Origin of the sequence: Xanthomonas albilineans (assembly GCF_002939705.1) — a bacterium.
GTDB classification, from domain to species: domain Bacteria; phylum Pseudomonadota; class Gammaproteobacteria; order Xanthomonadales; family Xanthomonadaceae; genus Xanthomonas_A; species Xanthomonas_A albilineans.
In genome coordinates, this window is sequence record NZ_MDCB01000015.1 from 1 (window position 1) to 20,226 (window position 20,226).

Sequence of the window (20,226 nt, forward strand, 5' to 3'; positions counted from 1 at the left end):
CGTTGCTGCGCAAACGACAGCACCCGCGGCGCATCCGGCTCAAGCGGCAAGATCGGCGACAAAACGGCAGCGGACGAGGACGCCACACACGCGGCAAGTTGCTGGAGCGTCGCATGTGCAAACAACTCGGCCACGCCGATCTCGGCCCCCAACTCCTGACGCAAGCGCGAGGCAACCCGCACCGCCAGCAATGAATGCCCACCAAGGGCAAAGAAGTTATCGTGCCGCCCAATCGTCTCCAGACCCAGCAAGTCACTCCAGATCTTGGCAATGGCCTGTTCGATTGCGCCCTGCGGTGCTTCATACGCACGCGCCGCATAAGCCGCACCATCCGGTGCCGGCAATGCCTTGCGATCCAGCTTGCCGTTCGGAGTCAGTGGCAGACGATCCAACTGCACATAGGCCGCCGGCACCATGTAATCCGGCAGCACATCCGATAGCCAACTACGTAAAGTTTCAGCGCACAGATGCTCGGACGTCACGTCCTCGGCTCCGACCCAATATGCAACCAGCCGCTTGTCGTTGCCTGCGTCCGCATCCAGCGCCACCACCACGCACTCGCGCACCTGCGCATGCGCGCTCAGCCGTGCCTCGATCTCGCCCAACTCGATGCGGAAGCCACGAATCTTGACCTGGTGATCGTTACGTCCGACAAACTCGATCGTGCCGTCGGCACACCAACGCCCCAGATCGCCGCTGCGATACATCCGTGCCGTCGGATCGGCGCTGAATGAATCCGTGAGGAAACGTTCTGCGGTCAATTCCTCGCGATTCAGATATCCACGCGCCACACCATCGCCACCGATATACAACTCGCCCACCACTCCGATCGGAACTGGCGTACCGTACCCATCGAGAATGTAGATCTGCGTGTTCGCGATCGGACGTCCGATCGGAAGACTTCTCAAACCATCATCGATCTCCACGACCTCATAAGTGGTGGCGATGGTCGTGATTTCTGTGGGGCCGTAACAATTCAAGAAATGCTGCGGGCTGTCGCCATCCAAAACCTTCGCCACAACGCTCGGATCAATCGCATCACCACCGGCAAGCAGATAACGCAAGTGGCCAAAGGCCTCTTTCATGCTATCCGCGTACTGATGGAACAGCCCTGCCGCTAAAAGCAATATGGTGATACCTTCGCATTTGATCGTCTCTGCCAACCGTACTTGGCTCAGTAAAACATCGGCTTCGATGACGATCATGCGCGCGCCATTGAGCAACGCGCCCCAGACCTCCAACGTGGTCGCATCGAAACTCGGATTGGCGGCAAAAGCGACACGGTCGCTCGGATGGAACGGCAGATATCCGTTGTTCAATACCAGACGATTGATACCACGATGCGGTATTTCGACCCCCTTCGGCAACCCTGTCGAACCAGAGGTGTACATGACATAGGCGCTTGTACTGCCATGTGAGTACAAGCGCGGATTGTCAGATTCCGCAACATTCACTGCGGCATCGTCGATGTTGACCCGTAAGACCTCGAGCCGCTCTGGCAAGATGGTATCCTTAACCGCCAACACCCTAATGGCGTCGCAATCGGCGAGAATGTAGGTCAGCCGCTCCGGTGGATAGGCAGGATCCAGCGGCACGTACGCGCCTCCCGCCTTCAGCACCGCCAGCAGCGCCACCACCATCTCGACACTGCGCTGCACGCAAATTGCCATACGGTCGGCCGGGCGCACGCCCAACTCGCGCAGGTAATGCGCCAACCGATTGGCTCGCGCATTCAACTCGCCATACGTCAGCGACACCTCGCCTTGCACCACCGCGATGGCCGATGGATCACGCGTGACCTGCGCCTCGAACAACTCTTGCACACACGCATCGCGCGGATAATCCGTCTCCGTTGCATTCCACTCCATCAATACCTGTTGGCGCTCTGCCTCGCCCAGCAACGGCAGACGATCCACCGCCATATCCTCGGCGCCCTCGGCCACCATCGCCGCCAACAGATGCCGCCAATGGCCCATCCACCGCTCCAGCGTCGCATGCTCGAACAACGCCGTGGCATAGGTCAGACTGCCCACGATCCCCTCTTCGCTTTCGGCCAACGACAGCGACAGGTCGAACTTCGCGCTCGTCTGCGTCGTACCCAAACCACTGGCCTCGAGTTCGCCAAGATCCAGCTCACCCTGCGGCGTGTTCTGCCACGCGAACATCACCTGAAACAGCGGCGCATGTGCAAGACTGCGCGGCGGCTGCACCAGTTCCACCACCTGCTCGAACGGGATGTCCTGATGCGCCTGCGCCTGTAACGCACGTTCTTTCACCGATGCCAGCAACTGCGCCAGCGTCGGCGAACCGGACAACTCCACGCGCAACGCCAGCGTGTTCACGAAGAACCCAATCATCCCTTCGGTCTCCGAGCGGCCGCGATTGGCCACCGGGCTGCCGATCACCACATCGTCCTGTCCAGACAAGCGCGATAGCAGCAACGCCCAACTCGCCAAGAGCGTCATATACATCGTCAGGCCGTGCCGCTGGCTGAGTTCCTTCAGCGCCTGCAACTGCTGTGGCTCCACGACCATTTCCAGCGTTGCTCCAGCATGGTCCTGCCTGGGCGGACGCGGACGATCCGTCGGTAGTTCCAGCAGCACCGGCGCACCAGACAGCGCCTCGCGCCAATAAGCGACCTGCCGCTGCAACACCTCGCCTTCCAGCCATCGCCGCTGCCAGCTCGCATAATCAGCGTACTGGATCGGCAACGGCACTAGCGGATCGGCTTCGCCACGTGCGAAGGCCCGATACAGCACACTCAGCTCGTTGATCAAAATCCCCATCGACCACCCATCCGAGACGATGTGGTGCATGGTCACGAAGAGAACGTATTCGTCGTGGGCGAGCTGTACCAGTACGCCACGGATCAGCGGGCCGTGTTCCAACGCGAAGGGTGCCTGCGCCTCCTCCGCCAATAACTGCTCCAGCGCTGCCTCGCGCTCGGGCACATCGCGCAGATCGTGGGCAATCAACTGGAAGCCGCTGTCTTCGGCGGCGACCTGTTGCAATGCCTGCCCATCGACCAGCGCAAAAGTCGTGCGCAGCGACGCGTGCCGGGCCACGATGCGATCCAGGGTGCGTTGTAGTGCCTGGGTGTCCAACGCCCCACGCAAGCGCAGGCCGCCGCTGATGTGATACGCCTGACTGACGCCCTCGAACTGCGACAGGAACCAGAGCCGCTGCTGCGCGAAGGACAGCACGCGCGGTGCATCTGATGCCAGCGGCAGAATCGGCGGCAACACGGCAGCGGACGAGGACGCCACACACGCGGCAAGTTGCTGGAGCGTCGCATGTGCAAACAACTCGGCCACGCCGATCTCGGCCCCCAACTCCTGACGCAAGCGCGAGGCAACCCGCACCGCCAGCAATGAATGCCCACCAAGGGCAAAGAAGTTATCGTGCCGCCCAATCGTCTCCAGACCCAGCAAGTCACTCCAGATCGTGGCAATGGCCTGTTCGATTGCGCCCTGCGGTGCTTCATACGCACGCGCCGCATAAGCCGCACCATCCGGTGCAGGCAATGCCTTGCGATCCAGCTTGCCGTTCGGAGTCAATGGCAGGCGATCCAATTGCACATAGGCGGCTGGGACCATGTAATCCGGCAGCACATCCGATAGCAAACTGCGCAAATCCTCCGCGCCCAGATGCTCGGACGTCACACCCTCGGCTCCAACCCAATACGCCACCAGCCGCTTTTCGTTACTCCCGGCCTCCTCCAACGTCACCACCACACACTCGCGCACATCCGCATGCGCGCTCAGCCGTGCCTCGATCTCGCCCAGCTCGATACGGAAGCCGCGAATCTTGACCTGGTGATCGTTGCGCCCCAAGAACTCGATCGTGCCGTCGGCACGCCAACGCCCCAGATCGCCAGTGCGGTACATGCGTGCGCCGGGGTGTGCGGCGAACGGGTCGGGCACGAAGCGTTCGGCGGTCAGATCGGGTCGGCCGAGGTAGCCGCGCGCCATCGCCGCGCCGGCCAGATGCAGTTCGCCGCGCGCGCCGATCGGCAGCGGCTGACCGGCACGATCCAGCACATACGCCCGGGTCGCGGCGAGCGGACGGCCGATACCGCTCGGCGTGTCGATGGCGACGGCCTGGGCGGTGGCGACCACGACGGCTTCGGTCGGGCCGTAGGTATCCAGCAGCGGCATGCGGGTGCCTTGTACCCAGTGCTGGCGCATGGCCGGCGTCAGCGCTTCGCCGCCGATGATGAGTTGACGCACGCAGGCGGGAATCTCCAGCGACTGCGCGCATAGTTGCGCCCAGAAGCGGGTGGGCAGGTCGACCACGCTGATGCCGGCGTGCGCGCACTGCGGCCAGAAGCGCTCGGTGTCCAGCCAGGTGTCGTCGCGTAGGACCAAGGTGGCGCCGCTGCACAGGGCACCGAAGAGTTCTTCGACCGAGGCATCGAAGGCCAGTGCGGCAAATTGCAGTATGCGGTCCTGTGGTCCTAGCCGGTAGAGGTCGATCAGCGCGTGCAGGCACGTGGTCAATGCGTGGTGGGAGACCATCACGCCCTTGGGCGCACCGGTCGATCCAGACGTGTAGATCACATACACCAGATGGCGCGCAGTCAGACCATTGGCGTGGCGGACGGGATTGCTGTCTGGCAAATGCTCCCAATGCTCACTATCGGCTTGCAGGTCGACAATCAACGCCGAAGTGGCACTGCATTCGACCAGGCTACGACTGGCGGCATCCGTCAGCACCGCCACCGCGCCGCAATCGGCGTGCATATAGGCCAGCCGCTCCGGCGGATAGGCAGGATCCAGCGGCACATACGCACCGCCCGCCTTCAGCACCGCCAGCACCGCCACCACCATCTCGACACTGCGCTGCACGCAGATCGCCACCCGATCGTCCGGGACCACGCCCAACTCGCGCAGGTAATGCGCCAACCGGTTGGAACCTGTGTTCAATTCGCCATACGTCAGCGACACCTCACCCTGCACCACCGCGATGGCCGAGGGATCACGCGCAACCTGCGCCTCGAACAACTCGTGCACACATGCATCGCGTGGATAATCGACCGCCGTTGCATTCCACTCCATCAACACTTGATGGCGCTCGGCCTCGTCCAGCAACGGCAGACGATCCACCGCCATATCTTCGGCGCCCTCGGCCACCATCGCCGCCAACAGATACCGCCAATGCCCCATCCACCGCTCCAGCGTCGCATGCTCGAACAGCGCTGTGGCATAGATCAGAGTGCCGACGATCCCTTCTTCGCTTTCGGCCAACGACAACGACAGGTCGAACTGCGCGCTTGTTTGCGCAACGCCCAGCCCACTGGCATCGAGTTCGCCTAGGTCCAGGTCGCCTTCCGGTGTGTTCTGCCAAGCGAACATCACTTGGAACAACGGTGCATGGGACAGGCTGCGCGGCGGCTGGACCAGTTCCACCACCTGTTCGAACGGAATGTCCTGATGCGCCTGCGCCTGTAGCGCACGCTCCTTCACCGATGCCAGCAACTGCGCCAGCGTCGGTGAACCCGACAGCTCCACCCGCAACGCCAGCGTATTGACGAAGAACCCGATCAACCCCTCGGTCTCCGAGCGGCCACGATTGGCCACCGGGCTACCGATTACCACATCGTCCTGCCCAGAAAGACGCGACAGCAGCAGCGCCCAACTCGCCAAGAGCGTCATATACAGCGTCAACCCATGCCGCTGGCTCAGCGCCTTCAGCGCCTGCGCATGCTGTGGCCCCACGACCACCTCCAGCGTTGCGCCGGCATGCTCCTGCCGCGCCGGACGCGGACGATCCGTCGGCAGTTCCAGCAGTACCGGCGCACCGGATAGCGTCTCGCACCAGTATGTGGCTTGTTGCTGCAACACATCGCCTTCCAGCCATTGTCGCTGCCAACTCGCATAATCGGCATACTGAATTGGCAACGGTGGTAACGGATCGGCTTCGCCATTTGCAAAAGCGCGGTACAGCATGCTCAGCTCGTTGATCAAGATCCCCATCGACCACCCATCCGAGACGATGTGGTGCATGGTCACGAAGAGAACGTATTCGTCGTGGGCGAGCTGTACCAGTACGCCACGAATCAGCGGGCCGTGTTCCAAAGAAAATGGTGCCTGTGCCTCCTCGGCCAACAGTCGCTTCAGCTTCGCCTCGCGATCGGGCACATCGCGCAGATCGTGAGCGATCAACTGGAAGCCATTGTTTTCGGCGGCAATCTGTTGCAATGTCTGCCCATCAACCTGCACGAAGGTCGTGCGCAGCGATGCATGCCGGGCCACGATGCGATTCAGAGCGCGTTGCAGCGCCTGCGTATCCAGCGCTCCGCGCAAGCGCAGGCCGCCGCTGATGTGATACGCCTGACTGACGCCCTCGAACTGCGACAGAAACCAAAGACGTTGCTGCGCAAACGACAGCACCCGCGGCGCATCCGGCTCAAGCGGCAAGATNCACGCGGCAAGACGTTGCGGCGTCGCATGCGCGAATAACTCAGCCACGCCAATTTCGGCGCCCAGCTCCTGACGCAAGCGCGAGGCGACCCGCACCGCCAACAACGAATGCCCGCCAAGGGCGAAGAAGTTGTCGTGCCGACCAATCGTCTCCAGACCCAGCAAGTCACTCCAGATCGCGGCAATGGCCTGTTCGATTGCGCCCTGCGGCGCTTCATACGCATGCGCGGCATAAGCCGATCCGTCCGGTGCAGGCAATGCCTTGCGATCCAGCTTGCCGTTCGGAGTCAGTGGCAGACGATCCAACTGCACATAGGCTGCCGGCACCATGTAATCCGGCAGCACATCCGATAGCCAACTACGCAAAGTTTCAGCGCACAGATGCTCCGACGTCACATCCTCGGCGCCGACCCAATACGCCACCAATCCCTTGTCGCTGCCCGCCCCATCCTCCAGCGTCACCACCACGCACTCGCGCACATCCGCATGTGCGCTCAACCGCGCCTCGATCTCGCCCAACTCGATGCGGAAACCGCGGATCTTGACCTGATGATCGTTGCGTCCGACAAACTCGATCGTCCCGTCGGCACACCAACGCCCCAGATCGCCAGTGCGGTACATCCGCGCCGTTGGATCGGCGCTGAATGGATCGATGAGGAAGCGCGCGGCGGTCAAATCGTCGCGGTTCAAATACCCACGTCCCACACCGTCACCACCGATATACAACTCGCCCACCACCCCGATCGGCACCGGCGCACCGTGTGTATCAAGGATGTAGATGCGCGTATTGGCCAGGGGCTTGCCGATGGTGACAACCGAATCGTATTCGGTATCTTCCCTCAGATGTTCTGCAGTACAGGAAACGGTGGTCTCTGTCGGACCATAAGTATTGACAACCTCGATGCCGTGAGGCCGTAGCGCATACCACTCCCTTAGCTTCTGCGGAGATATGGCATCCCCTGTCACATTGAGAAGTCGCACGCCTTGCAGTTGCGCACGCGCCAGTTCCGGCGATTGCTTCCATGCACCGACAAGGCTATGCCAATGCGCCATCGTCAAATGCACGACCGCCACCCGTGGGTGCGACGATATATTTCCAGACGCCTCATCGACAGCACCGAATATCGTTGGTGCGAGAACAAGTGCAGCGCCACCGAGCAAGGCAGGAAAGATTTCTTCCACCGAAAGATCGAAACTCATCGAATTCTGTTGCAAGACGAAATCGGAGTTCTTCACTCCAAACAACGTCACCGCATCCAACGCGTAGTTGCACAGATTCCTGTGTTCGATCATGACGCCCTTGGGCGCACCGGTTGATCCGGAGGTGTAGATCACATACGCCAAATGGCGTGCGGTCAGGCCATTGGCGTGGCGGTCGGGATTACTGTCTGGCAGATGCGTCCAATGTTCACTGTCGGCTTGCAGATCGACGATCACCGCCGCAGTGGCACTGCATTCAACCAGGCGACGACTGGCGGCATCCGTCAGCACCGCCACCGCGCCGCAATCGGATTGCATATAGGCCAGCCGCTCCGGCGGATAGGCCGGGTCCAGCGGAACATAAGCACCACCGGCCTTGAGCACCGCCAGCACCGCCACCACCATCTCCACACTACGCTGCACACAGATCGCCACGCGATCGTCCGGGCGCACACCCAATCCGCGCAGGTAATGTGCCAACCGATTGGCTCGCGCATTCAACTCGGCATACGTCAGCGACACCTCACCCTGCACCACCGCGATGGCCGAGGGATCACGCGCGACCTGCGCCTCGAACAACTCGTGCACACAGGCATCGCGCGGATAATCCGCTGCCGTTGCATTCCACTCCGTCAATACCTGTTGGCGCTCTGCCTCGCTCAGCAACGGCAGACGATCCACCGCCATATCTTCGGCACCCTCGGCCACCATCGTCGCCAACAGACGACGCCAATGCCCCATCCATCGCTCCATGGTCGAACGCTCGAAAAGCGAAGAATCAAAATCCAAAGCAAAAACTATCTTATTTTCGCATTTAACCGTTTCCATGACAAGATCAAGCGCTGCCGCACCAGCAATCGGAGGACGACAGAAATGAGCAAGATGCAAACCACCCCAAGATACAGGTGCAAGATCGTCATCATCCACCAGAATATTCAGCGCATCAGAAGAGCCGCGCGCATCCTGAAACACAAACATGGTTTGAAAAAATGGCGAACGACTTTTCTCGCGAGGAGGATTGAGTCTAGCCACAAGCTCGGAAAATGGAAAATCTTGGTTCTCCATTGCTCGCCTGACACGATTACGCACGATGCCCAGCAATTCCCCGACGGTAAGGTCAGGATAAAAATCAGCGCGTAAGACGACCTGATTAAAGAAATTTCCGGTAACTTCAGACCATTTTCGCCCCTTCCTGGCAGGCATCGGAGAGCCAACATGAAAAGCATCTTGCCCAGTAAGCCGACGAAGAAGAATAAAATAAGCGGTTAGAAGAACCACATAAAGCGATACATGACTGCGAACTGCCAGCCCGCTCAATCTCATGGACAACTCTGCATCAAGATTGAAGGAGATAAAATCTCGGCACTTGGCGGGCAACACAGCAGACGGCGCAAGCACCGGCAAATCCAAGGATGGACACTGATCGGCAAGCATCTTCTGCCAATATGAAAATTGCTTGATACCTCCACTATCATTGAGCCATTCACGCTGCCAATTTACATAACATGAATAAGTCGGCTTCAGTTCGCCGCCGCAGGAAACACATGGTTTCGATGGCATAATATCGCCATTTACATCCAAAATTTTTCCCAGCTCCTCGATCAAACGCCAAAATGACCAACCATCCACCACAAGATGATCGAATGTCACCAAAATAACACTCTCTTGCGCACTAATTTTATAAAGATCGACCCTGAATAACGAGGCCACCGTAACATCGAAAGCCCTTTTACTATCATTCTTGATTAGCGTCTCAAGAAATGAGGGTTCGAATCCAGACACATCAACTACTCGAAGTTGCGTCTTTACAAAGCGCTCGATTCTTTGCTGAGGCTCTGAGTTGAACTCACGGAAACGAGTACGCAGCGCCGCATGACGACTTGCCAGCACTGCAATCGCCTTTTCTAATTGATGAAGATCAACCTCACCAAGAAGACGTGCAAAGAAGTTCACATTGTAAGTTCCCTGCAAATCTGGCTGAAGCTTGTATAAAAACCACAATGCACGCTGATTTTTAGATAATGAAAACCAGGTTTCACAATTCGCGTACTTGCAAATGTCGTAACCTTCATTCATCGCAACCACCTCTTGGATTCCACCGACTTCAGATTTGCGAAATTCGATATCAGGAAACAAAAGATCTCTCCAAATGTTATTAATTTAAGAACTAAAAGAATAAAAATAAATTCAATTCCATAATATGAAATATTCATCACAAACCACTCGGCGTCCAAATAAGCAATCAAGCGATTTATCGAAGCAAAATCCGCGAAAATAAATTAACTAATGAGGACCTCGAACAACTCCTAACTTTGATGCGTTTCGATGAATGTTGCGTTTCGATGAATGTTCGGCTGGCAATGCGTGTTGATTCGCCGCAGTACGGAACGTTCGGTAGCCATCGTCGCCTTGATTGGCGGCGGCAACCGCGATGCGTGGATGCCACGCGTTCATACAGGTACAAGGCCAGCTTCCTGCAACCGTGCCAGACGCATCAGATTGTGGCTGGCCAACTTCAACCCAATCACCACCTTTGCACGTGCTAGGCCGAGCGTGCGTAGAGATTTGCCGCCTTGTTGCGCCAAGCGTGCGAACGCATACTCGTCAAACACCCAATCTTTGGCGATGCGACCCCAGCGACGATCGACATTGGCGTGCAATTTGTAGCCGTAGTACGCGCTGCCGTGCTTGCTCGTCCAGCATGAATCCACATCCTTCTGTGTGCGCTTGGCCTCATTCCACTGGCGCGGAATCTCCTCTCGCTTGATCTGCGCATTCTCCTCGCACGTGTTGTGCTGGATCGGTACATTGACGATACTGGCGTCGATGATCTTCCCACCGCGGGCGATGTATCCGGCACGCGCCAACTGGCCGCTGATCGCCGCGCTGATGTCCCCCATCACGTCCTTGTCCTTCAGCCGTTCGCACCACACCCAGATCGTCTTCGCATCCGGCACCTTGCCGCTGTCGTCCAGACCAAAAAACCGCACAAAACTGCGCCGATCCAGCAACTGATATTCCAACGATTCGTCGGAAAGGTTGCACAACCGGTGCAACAGCAGCACCCGGACCATCACTTCGGTTGGCCACGCTGGCCGCCTGCCCTTGGCCTCCGGCCCCAGCGATAGCTTCGCATCTACCGCACAGGCAATCCCGGCAAAGTCGATATGACCTGACAGCAACTCCAGCGGATCATTCAACTCCTGGCGCTTGGCATCCCGTTCTTCACCGGCAAAAAAGTTGAGCATGTGTGTCGTTCTACACTGGCAGGATGTCAGATCAATGATCGCAGATTTCTGTGGTTTTTAGAGCCCCCATAATTTATATCAAAACATAAAATAAATAACACATGGCGCGCGCCGACGTTAACTATATTTTTATTTTTAATTAGTTAAAAATCACAAAGTTTATTGTGCAAATAAATTATTACATAAATTGTACCATTTCCATTAATTTTCACTTGATTATCCCTGACTCTCAGCCATGAAAATTGCTCTCCGTGCGCAGAACCGGCTCTGGACAGGGCTTGCAACGCATCATCGCCGTGGCGAGTCGTGGCAGCATCTCACGCAGGCGGAACCGGCGATTGAAGCGGTAGGCGGCCTCGGCCAGATAGTCAGCCCTGAAAAACTCCGTATCGCTTTACATGGCAAAGGTTCGACGCCCCAGCAGGCGTGCCTAGATGACGGGGAGCTTACGGCGGGACGAAGGCCGAACCATCAAGCCCTGAAGTCCTGGCAAGGCTGTCGCCATACCGGACATCGCACATCAACCGGTTCGGCGACTACACACTGGATCTCAATCGGGAGATCGCGCCGATCGATTTTTCGCGAAAAATTCTCGCGGCGACAGTGAGTTAGGATAAAATTGACTGTTTTTTACACGAATCCCTGCCGACCCTCTAGTCGAATTACTACTCTCCCTCGATTTCGACCGACGTCCCCCTGCTCTGAGTAGAGTGTGGGTTTAAAATCCAAGAAGTCCATGACCCAACGGCTGGACTATCCTTACGGCACCCGTGGCAAGCGCACCAGTGCGCATAACCCACCACCATCGTGGTTGGCGAATTCGAGGGTGCCGCCGTGGGCCTGACAGATCGCCGCGGCGATGGACAGGCCCAGGCCGCTACCGCCCGAGTGGCGAGCACGCGAATCGTCGGCACGCCAGAAGCGGTCGAGCATGCGCGGCAGTACCTCCGGCGCGACGCCAGGGCCACGGTCGGCGATACAGATCAGTACATGGCCATTCTCAAACCGTCCCTCGATCGACAGCTGCTTGCCGGCAGCGGCATAACGCAGCACGTTGTCGATCAGCACCGACAGAACCTGGCCAAGACGGTCGCGATCAGCATGAATGCTCAGCTGTTCGGGGATACGCAGTTGCACCTCCATCCCGGCTTCCTTCAGCGACTGCGCCACCCAGGCGATGCGTTCGCTCACCAGCGCACCGATCGGGAAGTGCTGCGGCTCCAACAGCAACTGGTTGGCTCTGGCCATCGATAGCAAGTGCAGATCACCGACCAGGCGGTTGATCTGCTCCAATTGGCGCTGCACCATCGACAACTGTTCCGCACTGCTCGGGAAGACGTCATCGAGCATGCCCTGTATCCGCCCCATTGCCGCGTTGAGCGGGGTGCGTAGCTCATGCGCCAGCATCGCACTGGATTCGCGCACTTCGCGTTCGTATTGCTGCAACTGTGCAGTCATGCTGTTGAAGTCGATGGCCAAGCCGGCTAGTTCGTCAGGCGCACCCGGCACCACGCTGGCGCGGGCGGCGAAATCGCCGTCGCGGATCCGTCGCGCGGCCTCGGCCACGTTGGAGAACTGTCGCGATAATGGGCGCGATGCAATCAGCCCACAGATCACGATCACCGGAATCGACGCCAGCACCATCTCCGCCAGCAGCCACCAGTCGCGGCTGGCCAGTCCAGGCAGGAGATCGGCCACGTCGTAATAGGTTTCGAACAGTTGCCATAGGCGTTGCGCGTTGCTGTGCGGTTCCTCGCGCAATTGCAGCATCTCCTGTCGCGCCTGCGGCGGTAACCGACGCAGGGTGGAGAAATCCCAGATGGCGAAGCGTAGCACCATCCCCAGCGCGATCACCACGATGGTCAACACCGCCAGCGCGCTCATGCGCAGCCCTACCCATTGCCACAGCGGCGCGTGCGCGTTGCGACGGCACAATGGCCATCTCATCGGAAGCGATAACCGATTGCGCGGACTGTCACCAGCAGACCATGGATCCCCTCCTGCTCCAGCTTCTTGCGCAGGTTATGCACGTGCGCGTCCACGACACGCTCCAGCGCATCGCTATCGGGCAGGCAGATTTCCAGCAGTTCGTTGCGGGTGAAAGCTTTGAACGGGGTCTTCATCAGCGTCGCCAGGAGATTGAACTCGGTCGGCGTGAGTTCCAGCGGCAATTCGCGGCCCTGGTCATCGCGCACCGTGGCCCGCACCGCGGCAGTATCGACACTTAGCCGTTCGTGGCGCAATGGCTCTTCGCTTCCTCGTGCCGGTCCGGTACGGCGCAACACCGCGTAGACCCGCGCCACCACCTCCTTGGGGCTGTACGGCTTGACCACATAGTCGTCGGCGCCGTAACGCAGTGCGCCGAGTTTTTCCGGCTCATCGCCCATCGCGGTGACCATAATCACCGGCGTATCGCCGCTGCGGCGGATCGTGGACAGCACCTCGGTACCGCTGAGCATGGGCAACATGATATCCAGCAGTACCAGGTCGGGCTTCCATTGCGCATGCAGCCTCACCGCCTTTTGGCCATCCTCGGCCACCGCAACCTCAAAGCCATCGCGGCGCAGGTAGGCCTCAAGGATGCTGGCGCTGTCCGCATCGTCTTCGACCAGCAAGATCTTCTTTGCATGCATGAAATGGAACCCTTCATGGAATCTTGAAAATTCCTAAAAAGCGGCTTGAACATGCCCGCCGATACTGACGGCCTAGATTGGATACCGGACCACCCGTCATGATTCTAACGTCCTGCTCCCGCCCTCGCCGTCACGCCCGCCCACTGCTCTGCCTGCTCGCGATCGCGTTGGGAGGCTGCTCCCTGGCGCCGGTCTACCAGCGTCCGCAGACAGCACTGCCGCCTACGCTGGGAGCGGCCACGGCGGTGGCCGCAACCGCACATGATACCGCCACGACCACCGTGGTCACACTGAACCCAGAGGAACAGCGGTTCGTGCATGCCTTCTCTCCACAGCAGGATTTAACTGCGTTGGTGACCCAAGCCTTGGCGCACGCCCCAGACTTCCGCAACACCGTGCTGCTGGTCCAGCAGGCGCGGGCGCAGTACCGCATCGAACGCGCGCAGCAACTGCCGCAACTTGGCATCAACGCACAAGGGGTACGGCAGAGCTACGACAACCCGGCAACCCAAGCACGTTACGGACAGAAGCTGTACACCGCTGCGGTGGGCGTGGATGGCTTCGAACTGGATCTGTTCGGTAAGCTGGCTTCGTTGTCGGCTGCCGCACAGCAACGTTATCTGGCCTCGCGCTATGGTCAACAAGCCGCGCGCGGCGCGCTGATCGCCGAAGTGCTGCGGGCCTACACCGTCGAGCGCGCCGCCGCGCAGGCTGAGCAGCGGCTACAGGCCATCGCCGAGCACACGAGCGCGCTGCAGGCGATTGCCAACCGACAGCACGAGGTGGGGCTGCTCTCCACCGACGCGCTGAACAGCCAACGCCATCAGTGCGATCAAGCCCAGGTCCGTGCCTTGCAGGCCAGCAGCGACCACGCCGCGGCCAGACGCGCGCTACAACTGCTGACTGGCTATAACACGCCCGACAACGCCGGCACGCTGCAATCGCTACTGCCGGACGCGGACAGTGCCAACACTGCGGCATGGCGCGAACTGGATTCACAGTTGCTGCTGCAACGACCGGATATTCAGCAAGCCGAGGCCGAGCTGCGCGCGCGCAATGCCGACATCGGCGCGGCACGCGCCGCCTTCTTTCCATCGATTCAGCTGAGTACATCGCTGGGTACGGCCAGCGACAGTCTCAACGGCCTGTTCATGCCTGGCAGCCGCAGTTGGAGCTTCATTCCGCAACTGTTCATGCCGATTTTCGATGCTGGCCGCAACCGCGCCAATCTGGACATCGCGCAACTGCGCAAGGATGGCGCGGTGGCCGATTATGAGAAAGCCGTGGAAGCGGCCTTCCGCGAGGTCGCCGACGCGCTCGATGCCCTGCCCGCCTTGCAACAGCGCGAACAACGCGAGCGTGCCAACGCCGAGCGCGAACACCAACGGGTGGCGCGCCTGCAACAGCGCGTGGCGCAAGGACTGCAAGATCGCACCGACCTGCTCGCCGGCAACCTCCAGGCCGAACAGGCCGAACTGGAGCAACTGCAGGCACGCCAGGCCTTGCTGCTCAATCGCATCGCCCTGTTCCACGCGTTCTACGGCGTGCAACTGCCACACGCGTCCTGATTTCGCCCTCTCCCCCCTCACGAGGTTACTCATGAACCCTGTCTGTTCCGCCCTGTCTTCGGCGCTGGCCGTGGCCATGCTGGCACTGCCCATATGTGTGCATGCCACCGATGCCGACATCCCGTCGCACGCTGCAAATGCCGGTCTCTTTGGCGACAAGACCGAACTCAGCATCGGTGCCGGCGCCATGTTGACACCGCGCTATGCCGGCTCCGCCGACGACCGCCTCCAGGGCGTGCCGGTGTTTTCCCTGCAGCGCGGCATTGTGTTCGTGGATAGTGTCCGCGGTGCTGGCGTGCAATTTCAGAATGCACATGGTTTCTCCGCCAGCCAATCGTTTTACTACGATCTAGGGCGGCTGCAACGCAATAGCGCTTGGCGTCCTGGCTCGGCTCGGTTGGCCGGCATGGGCGACGTCCCCGGCACGATCACCGCGCGCAGTTTTGTCATGCAGCAACTCACACCTTCCGTGGCGTTGCAGGCGGAAGCCGAATTCGCGCTCAAGGAAAGCGCCCGGCGCAACCGCTACCGCGCCGGTGCCCAGTTCACTCTGCTGCATACCCCCACCGACAACGTCACCATGGACCTGAATGCCCATTGGGGCGACCGCCGTTTCAACCAGTCCTATTTCGGCGTCGATGCCGCGCAGAGCGCCGCCAGCAACTTCCGACCATACCGTGCTGATGCGGGAATGTATGCCTATTCGGTCGGCGCCGACTGGGATCACACGCTCTCCCCGCACTGGACCGTCTCGCTGCTGCTCAACGCCACGCGCTATGTTGGCGCGACCGATGGCAGCCCCGTTGTGCAGCGCCACGCCTTCGCCAGCATCGGCGCCACCATGACCTATACCCGCTGATCGTGACCAGGACACCGCCGACCATGACATCACGTCACATCCTTCTTCTCACCCTGTTCCTGTCGCTGGCCATGCTGTCGCTGTCAGGCTGCAGCCAGGACACAACGCCGGTGGCCGATGCGCCACGCGCGGTCAAACTGGAAATCGTCGCCAGTGGTGCTGACCAGGACAGCGAACGCTTCGTGGCACAGGTGCGTCAGCAGCAGCGTGCCGAACTCGGTTTCGAGGGCGGCGGGCGCATCGCCGACATCGCCGTGGATATCGGCGACCGGGTGCATGCGGGTCAGGTCCTGGCACGCCTGGATCCGGAACCGAACCGGCTGCGCCTGCAACAGGCCGAGGCCAACGTCGGCATCGCCAGCGCCGATCTGCAACAGCAGCAGACTCAGCTCGCTCAACAGCAAGCGATGTTCGACGACGGCGCCACGTCGGCAGCCACCCTGACCGCCGCTAAAAGCAGCTTCGCCGCGTCTCAGGCGCGGGTGCGCAGCGCGCAGTCGGAATTGGCCCTGGCGCGCCGCGCTGTGCGCCAATCGGAGTTGCGCGCACCGTTTGACGGTAGCGTGGTGGCCCGCTTGCAGCAGCCGGACGCGCTTGTCGGTGCCGGCCAGGCCGTGCTGCAAGTGGATGGCCAGGACCATGCGCAGGTCGTCGCCACGTTGCCGGCGGCGCGCGCGGCGACCCTGCAGCCAGGTCAGGAGATCGCCGCTTACCGCAGCACCGCACCCGAACACGGGTTGCCGCTGCGGCTACGCAGCGTCTCCACACGCGTGGAGGGCGGCGCCACCGTGCAAGCGCTGTTCGACAGCGCCTCCGCTGTTGCACAATTGCACGCTGGCGAAACCCTGTTGCTGGCACTGCCGACCGCCGGCTCCGTGCAACCGCCAAGCGTCCCGCTCAGTGCACTGATCCCAAGCATGGGCAACCAGAAGATGATGCTCTTCGTGTACCGTCAGGACAGCCGGACTGTGCGTCGGCGTCAAGTCGATACTGGGCGCATCGAAGGCGAACGCGTGCAAATCCTCGGCGGCCTGCGCACAGGCGAATACATCGTCGCCACTGGCGCCGCCTTTCTTCACGACGGCCAGGCCGTCGTCCCGTTCCATCCCGCGACCCGTCTCAGCAGCAGCACCACGCCATGAACCTGACCCGCGCCACCCTCCATTCGCACCGCCTCGCGCTGTTCAGCGCTGCACTGATCCTGATCGGCGGCATCATCACCTTTCTCGGTTTCCCCTCGCAGGAAGAGCCCAGCGTGACCGTGCGCGATGCGATCGTGCAAGTCGGTTTCCCCGGCATGTCCAGCGAGCGCGTGGAAAACCTGCTGGCGCGACCGATCGAGGAACGGCTACGCGAGATCAGCGGGCTGAAAAAGATCGTCACCACCATCCACCCCGGCAGCGCGATCGTGCAGGTGACCGCGCAGGACAGCGTCAAAGATCTTGCGGCGCTGTGGCAACGCGTGCGCAGCAAAGCGGCCGAGGCTGGCGCGCAGTTACCGCAAGGCACGCAGGGGCCGATGGTGGACGACGACTTTGGCCGCGTCGCCATCGCCTCGATCGCAGTCACGGCACCGGGCTTCAGTAGCGCCGAGATGCTCGGGCCGCTGCGACAGCTGCGTGCGCAACTGTACACTGTGCCTGGCGTGGATCGCGTCACCTTCCACGGTCTGCGGGACGAACGCGTCTACGTCGCGTTCGACCGTACTCGGCTCGGCGAAGCCGGCCTCACCCCCGCCGCAGTGGCGCAGCAGTTGCGTGCGCAGAACGTGGTCACCGGCGGTGGCCTGGTCGCCGCATCCGGATTGGCCATGACCGTCACCACCTCCGGTGAGGTGCGCGACCTCGACGACCTGCGCAAGACCCTGATCGCCACGCAAGGCGCCGACGGCCCGCGACAGATCCCGCTGGCGCAGTTGGCGAAGATCGCGTTGATGCCGGTAGATCCGCCCGAAGCTGGCGCGATCTATCAAGGCCAGCCGGCGGTGGTAGTGGCGGTATCGATGGCGCCCGGCAATAACGTCGCCGAGGTGGGCAAGGCCTTGCGGCTCAAGCTGACCGAGACCGCCAAACTGCTGCCGGTGGGATTTTCCCAGCATGTCGTCACCTTCCAGGCCGACGTGGTCGAGCGCGAAATGAGCAAGATGCACCACGTCATGGGCGAAACCATCGTCATCGTGATGGCCGTGGTGATGCTGTTCCTGGGCTGGCGTACCGGCCTGATCGTCGGCGCGATCGTGCCGCTGACCATCCTCGGCGCCCTGATCGTGATGCGTGCGCTGGATGTGGAACTGCAAACCGTGTCCATCGCCGCGATCATCCTGGCGCTTGGCCTGCTGGTGGATAACGGCATCGTCATCGCCGAGGACATCGAACGGCGCCTGACCGCAGGCGAACCCCGTCGCGAAGCTTGCGAGGCAGCCGGACGAACCCTGGCGATTCCGTTGCTGACGTCCTCGCTGGTGATCGTGCTGGCATTCTCGCCGTTCTTCTTCGGCCAGACCAGCACCAACGAATACATGCGTTCCCTGGCGATCGTGCTGGCGGTGACGTTGCTTGGCTCGTGGTTGCTCAGCATCACCATCACGCCGCTGTTGTGCATGTATTTCGCGCGACCGCATGTGTCCGCCCATGGCGAGGACCATGGCGAAACCTACGATTCGAAACCGTACCGTCTGTATCGGCGCATCATCGAGGGGCTGCTGGCGCACAAGACGCTGTTCCTCGGCAGCATGCTGGCGTTGCTGACGCTGGCGGTGACGGTGTTGCTATCGATTCCCTATAGCTTTCTGCCCAAGTCCGACCGCCTCCAGTTCCAGATGCCGGTGACCCTGCAACCAGGCAGCGATGCGCGCCAGACGCTGCGCACCGTGCAATCGATCAGCCAATGGCTGGCCGATCGCAAACAGAACCCGCAAATCGTGGACAGCATCGGTTACGTCGCCGACGGCGGGCCGCGCATCGTGCTTGGACTGAACCCACCGTTGCCGGCGGCCAACATCGCCTACTTCACCATCAGCGTGGTGCCTGGCACCGATGTCGATGCGCTGATCGCCAAGGTCCAGCGGCATCTGCGCCAGCAATATCCAACGGTACGCGCCAACCCCAAGCGGTTCTCGCTTGGGTCGACCGAATCGGGTGTGGCCATCTATCGCGTGATCGGCCCGGACGAAGCGCAGTTGCGTCGGCTCGCCGCCGGCATCGCGGAGGCGTTGCGCTCGCTACCGGGAACCGTTGACGTGAGCGATGACTGGGAAAGCCGCATCCCGCGCTACGATGTGCGCGTGGACCAGGCCAAGGCGCGGCGCGCCGGCATCAGCAGCGACGACATCGCCCAGGCACTGCAGTTGCGCTACAGCGGCATGGACGCCTCGTTGATCCGCGACGACGGGACCAATGTGCCGATCGTCCTGCGCGGAGGTTTCGAAGAGCGCGAACGCGGGCGCGATCCCGGCACGACTCTGATCTACCCGCAGTCCGGTGGCGCGCCGCTGCCCTTGGCATCGATCGCCGATATCCGCCTGAGCGCTGAACCTTCGACGATCATGCGTCGTAACCTGAGCCGCGCGATCACCGTCACCGGACACAATCCGCAACTCACCACCGACCAGATCGTCACCGCATTGGCCGACAAGGTAGCGGCACTGAAGCTGCCGCCAGGCTACCGCATCGAAATGGGCGGCGAACTGGAGGACGCCGCCGAAGCCAACCAGGCCCTGTTGCAGTACATGCCACATGCGTTGGGCGCGATCCTGCTGTTGTTCATCTGGCAATTCAATTCGTTCCGCAAGCTGTTCATCGTCATCGCCAGCATTCCGTTCGTACTGATCGGCGCCACACTCGCCCTGCTGGTGACCGGCTATCCGTTCGGCTTCATGGCCACCTTCGGCCTGCTCGCGCTGGCCGGCATCATCGTCAACAACGCGGTGCTGTTGCTCGAACGTATCGAGGCAGAACTGGCTGATGGCCTCAGCCGGCACGAGGCGGTGATCGCGGCGGCACTCAAACGCCTGCGCCCGATCGTCATGACCAAACTCACCTGCATTGTCGGTCTGATTCCGCTGATGCTGTTCGCTGGGCCATTGTGGACCGGCATGGCCATCACCATGATCGGCGGTCTGGCGCTGGGGACACTGGTGACCCTGGGAGTGATCCCGGTGCTGTACGACCTGCTGTTCTCGCGGCATGCTCAACGCGACGTGACTGCCGTCAGGACATCGGCGTGAACAAACTACGGCAGGCTGACCGTGTCAATGCTGACGTGTTCTGGCTGATGCGAAGCACGCGCAACTACACG

General features: G+C 60.8%; 8 protein-coding genes and 3 pseudogenes. 5 read left to right on the top strand and 6 right to left on the bottom strand.

Annotated elements, in window-relative coordinates; all coding sequences use genetic code 11:
- The 4 genes and pseudogenes from XalbCFBP2523_RS12880 to XalbCFBP2523_RS17430 all read right to left on the bottom strand — a co-directional run.
- Window positions 1-6,422: non-ribosomal peptide synthetase (locus XalbCFBP2523_RS12880; protein WP_211286564.1), on the bottom strand; the 6,422-nt coding region annotated here is incomplete at both ends.
- A 1-nt stretch (window position 6,423) separates the two neighbouring features.
- Window positions 6,424-9,698, bottom strand: a pseudogene (locus XalbCFBP2523_RS17425) (non-ribosomal peptide synthetase); the annotation flags it as partial.
- A gap of 374 nt (window positions 9,699-10,072) precedes the next feature.
- A complete protein-coding gene (locus XalbCFBP2523_RS12890; RefSeq protein ID WP_045765759.1) occupies window positions 10,073-10,870 on the bottom strand; it encodes an IS5/IS1182 family transposase in 798 nt (265 codons plus the stop codon).
- A gap of 229 nt (window positions 10,871-11,099) precedes the next feature.
- Window positions 11,100-11,237 (bottom strand): annotated as a pseudogene (locus XalbCFBP2523_RS17430) (IS1595 family transposase); the annotation flags it as partial.
- Between the two features lie 85 nt (window positions 11,238-11,322).
- On the opposite strand from XalbCFBP2523_RS17430, the pseudogene XalbCFBP2523_RS17435 reads away from it, so the two are divergent.
- A pseudogene (locus XalbCFBP2523_RS17435) lies at window positions 11,323-11,482 on the top strand (Tn3 family transposase); the annotation flags it as partial.
- A 147-nt stretch (window positions 11,483-11,629) separates the two neighbouring features.
- Here the strand turns inward: XalbCFBP2523_RS17435 and XalbCFBP2523_RS12900 are convergent.
- Together XalbCFBP2523_RS12900 and XalbCFBP2523_RS12905 are read right to left on the bottom strand one after the other, a co-directional pair.
- Entirely contained in the window at window positions 11,630-12,817 is a 1,188-nt protein-coding gene (locus XalbCFBP2523_RS12900) for a sensor histidine kinase (RefSeq protein WP_045765760.1), read from the bottom strand.
- Window positions 12,814-13,503, bottom strand: coding sequence for a response regulator (locus XalbCFBP2523_RS12905; protein ID WP_045765761.1), 690 nt, complete (start codon window positions 13,501-13,503; stop codon window positions 12,814-12,816). The genes XalbCFBP2523_RS12900 and XalbCFBP2523_RS12905 overlap by 4 nt, the downstream gene beginning before the upstream one ends.
- A 98-nt stretch (window positions 13,504-13,601) precedes the next feature.
- Here XalbCFBP2523_RS12905 and XalbCFBP2523_RS12910 point away from each other — a divergent pair, with 98 nt between their 5' ends.
- The 4 genes from XalbCFBP2523_RS12910 to XalbCFBP2523_RS12925 are packed head-to-tail and all read left to right on the top strand — an operon-like array spanning window position 13,602 to window position 20,155.
- Window positions 13,602-15,071: an efflux transporter outer membrane subunit gene (locus XalbCFBP2523_RS12910; RefSeq protein WP_045765762.1), complete on the top strand. Its 1,470-nt coding sequence runs from the start codon at window positions 13,602-13,604 to the stop codon at window positions 15,069-15,071.
- Window positions 15,072-15,102: 31 nt separating this feature from the next.
- Window positions 15,103-15,930 (top strand): MipA/OmpV family protein, encoded by an 828-nt coding sequence (locus XalbCFBP2523_RS12915; protein ID WP_045765763.1) that lies wholly within the window; start codon window positions 15,103-15,105, stop codon window positions 15,928-15,930.
- A 23-nt stretch (window positions 15,931-15,953) separates the two neighbouring features.
- On the top strand, window positions 15,954-17,072 hold the full coding sequence (locus tag XalbCFBP2523_RS12920; protein WP_045765764.1) for an efflux RND transporter periplasmic adaptor subunit: 1,119 nt from the start codon (window positions 15,954-15,956) through the stop codon (window positions 17,070-17,072).
- Window positions 17,069-20,155, top strand: a complete 3,087-nt coding sequence (locus XalbCFBP2523_RS12925; RefSeq protein WP_045765765.1) for an efflux RND transporter permease subunit — start codon at window positions 17,069-17,071, stop codon at window positions 20,153-20,155. Before XalbCFBP2523_RS12920 ends, XalbCFBP2523_RS12925 begins: the two co-directional genes overlap by 4 nt.
- Window positions 20,156-20,226 lie beyond the last annotated feature (71 nt).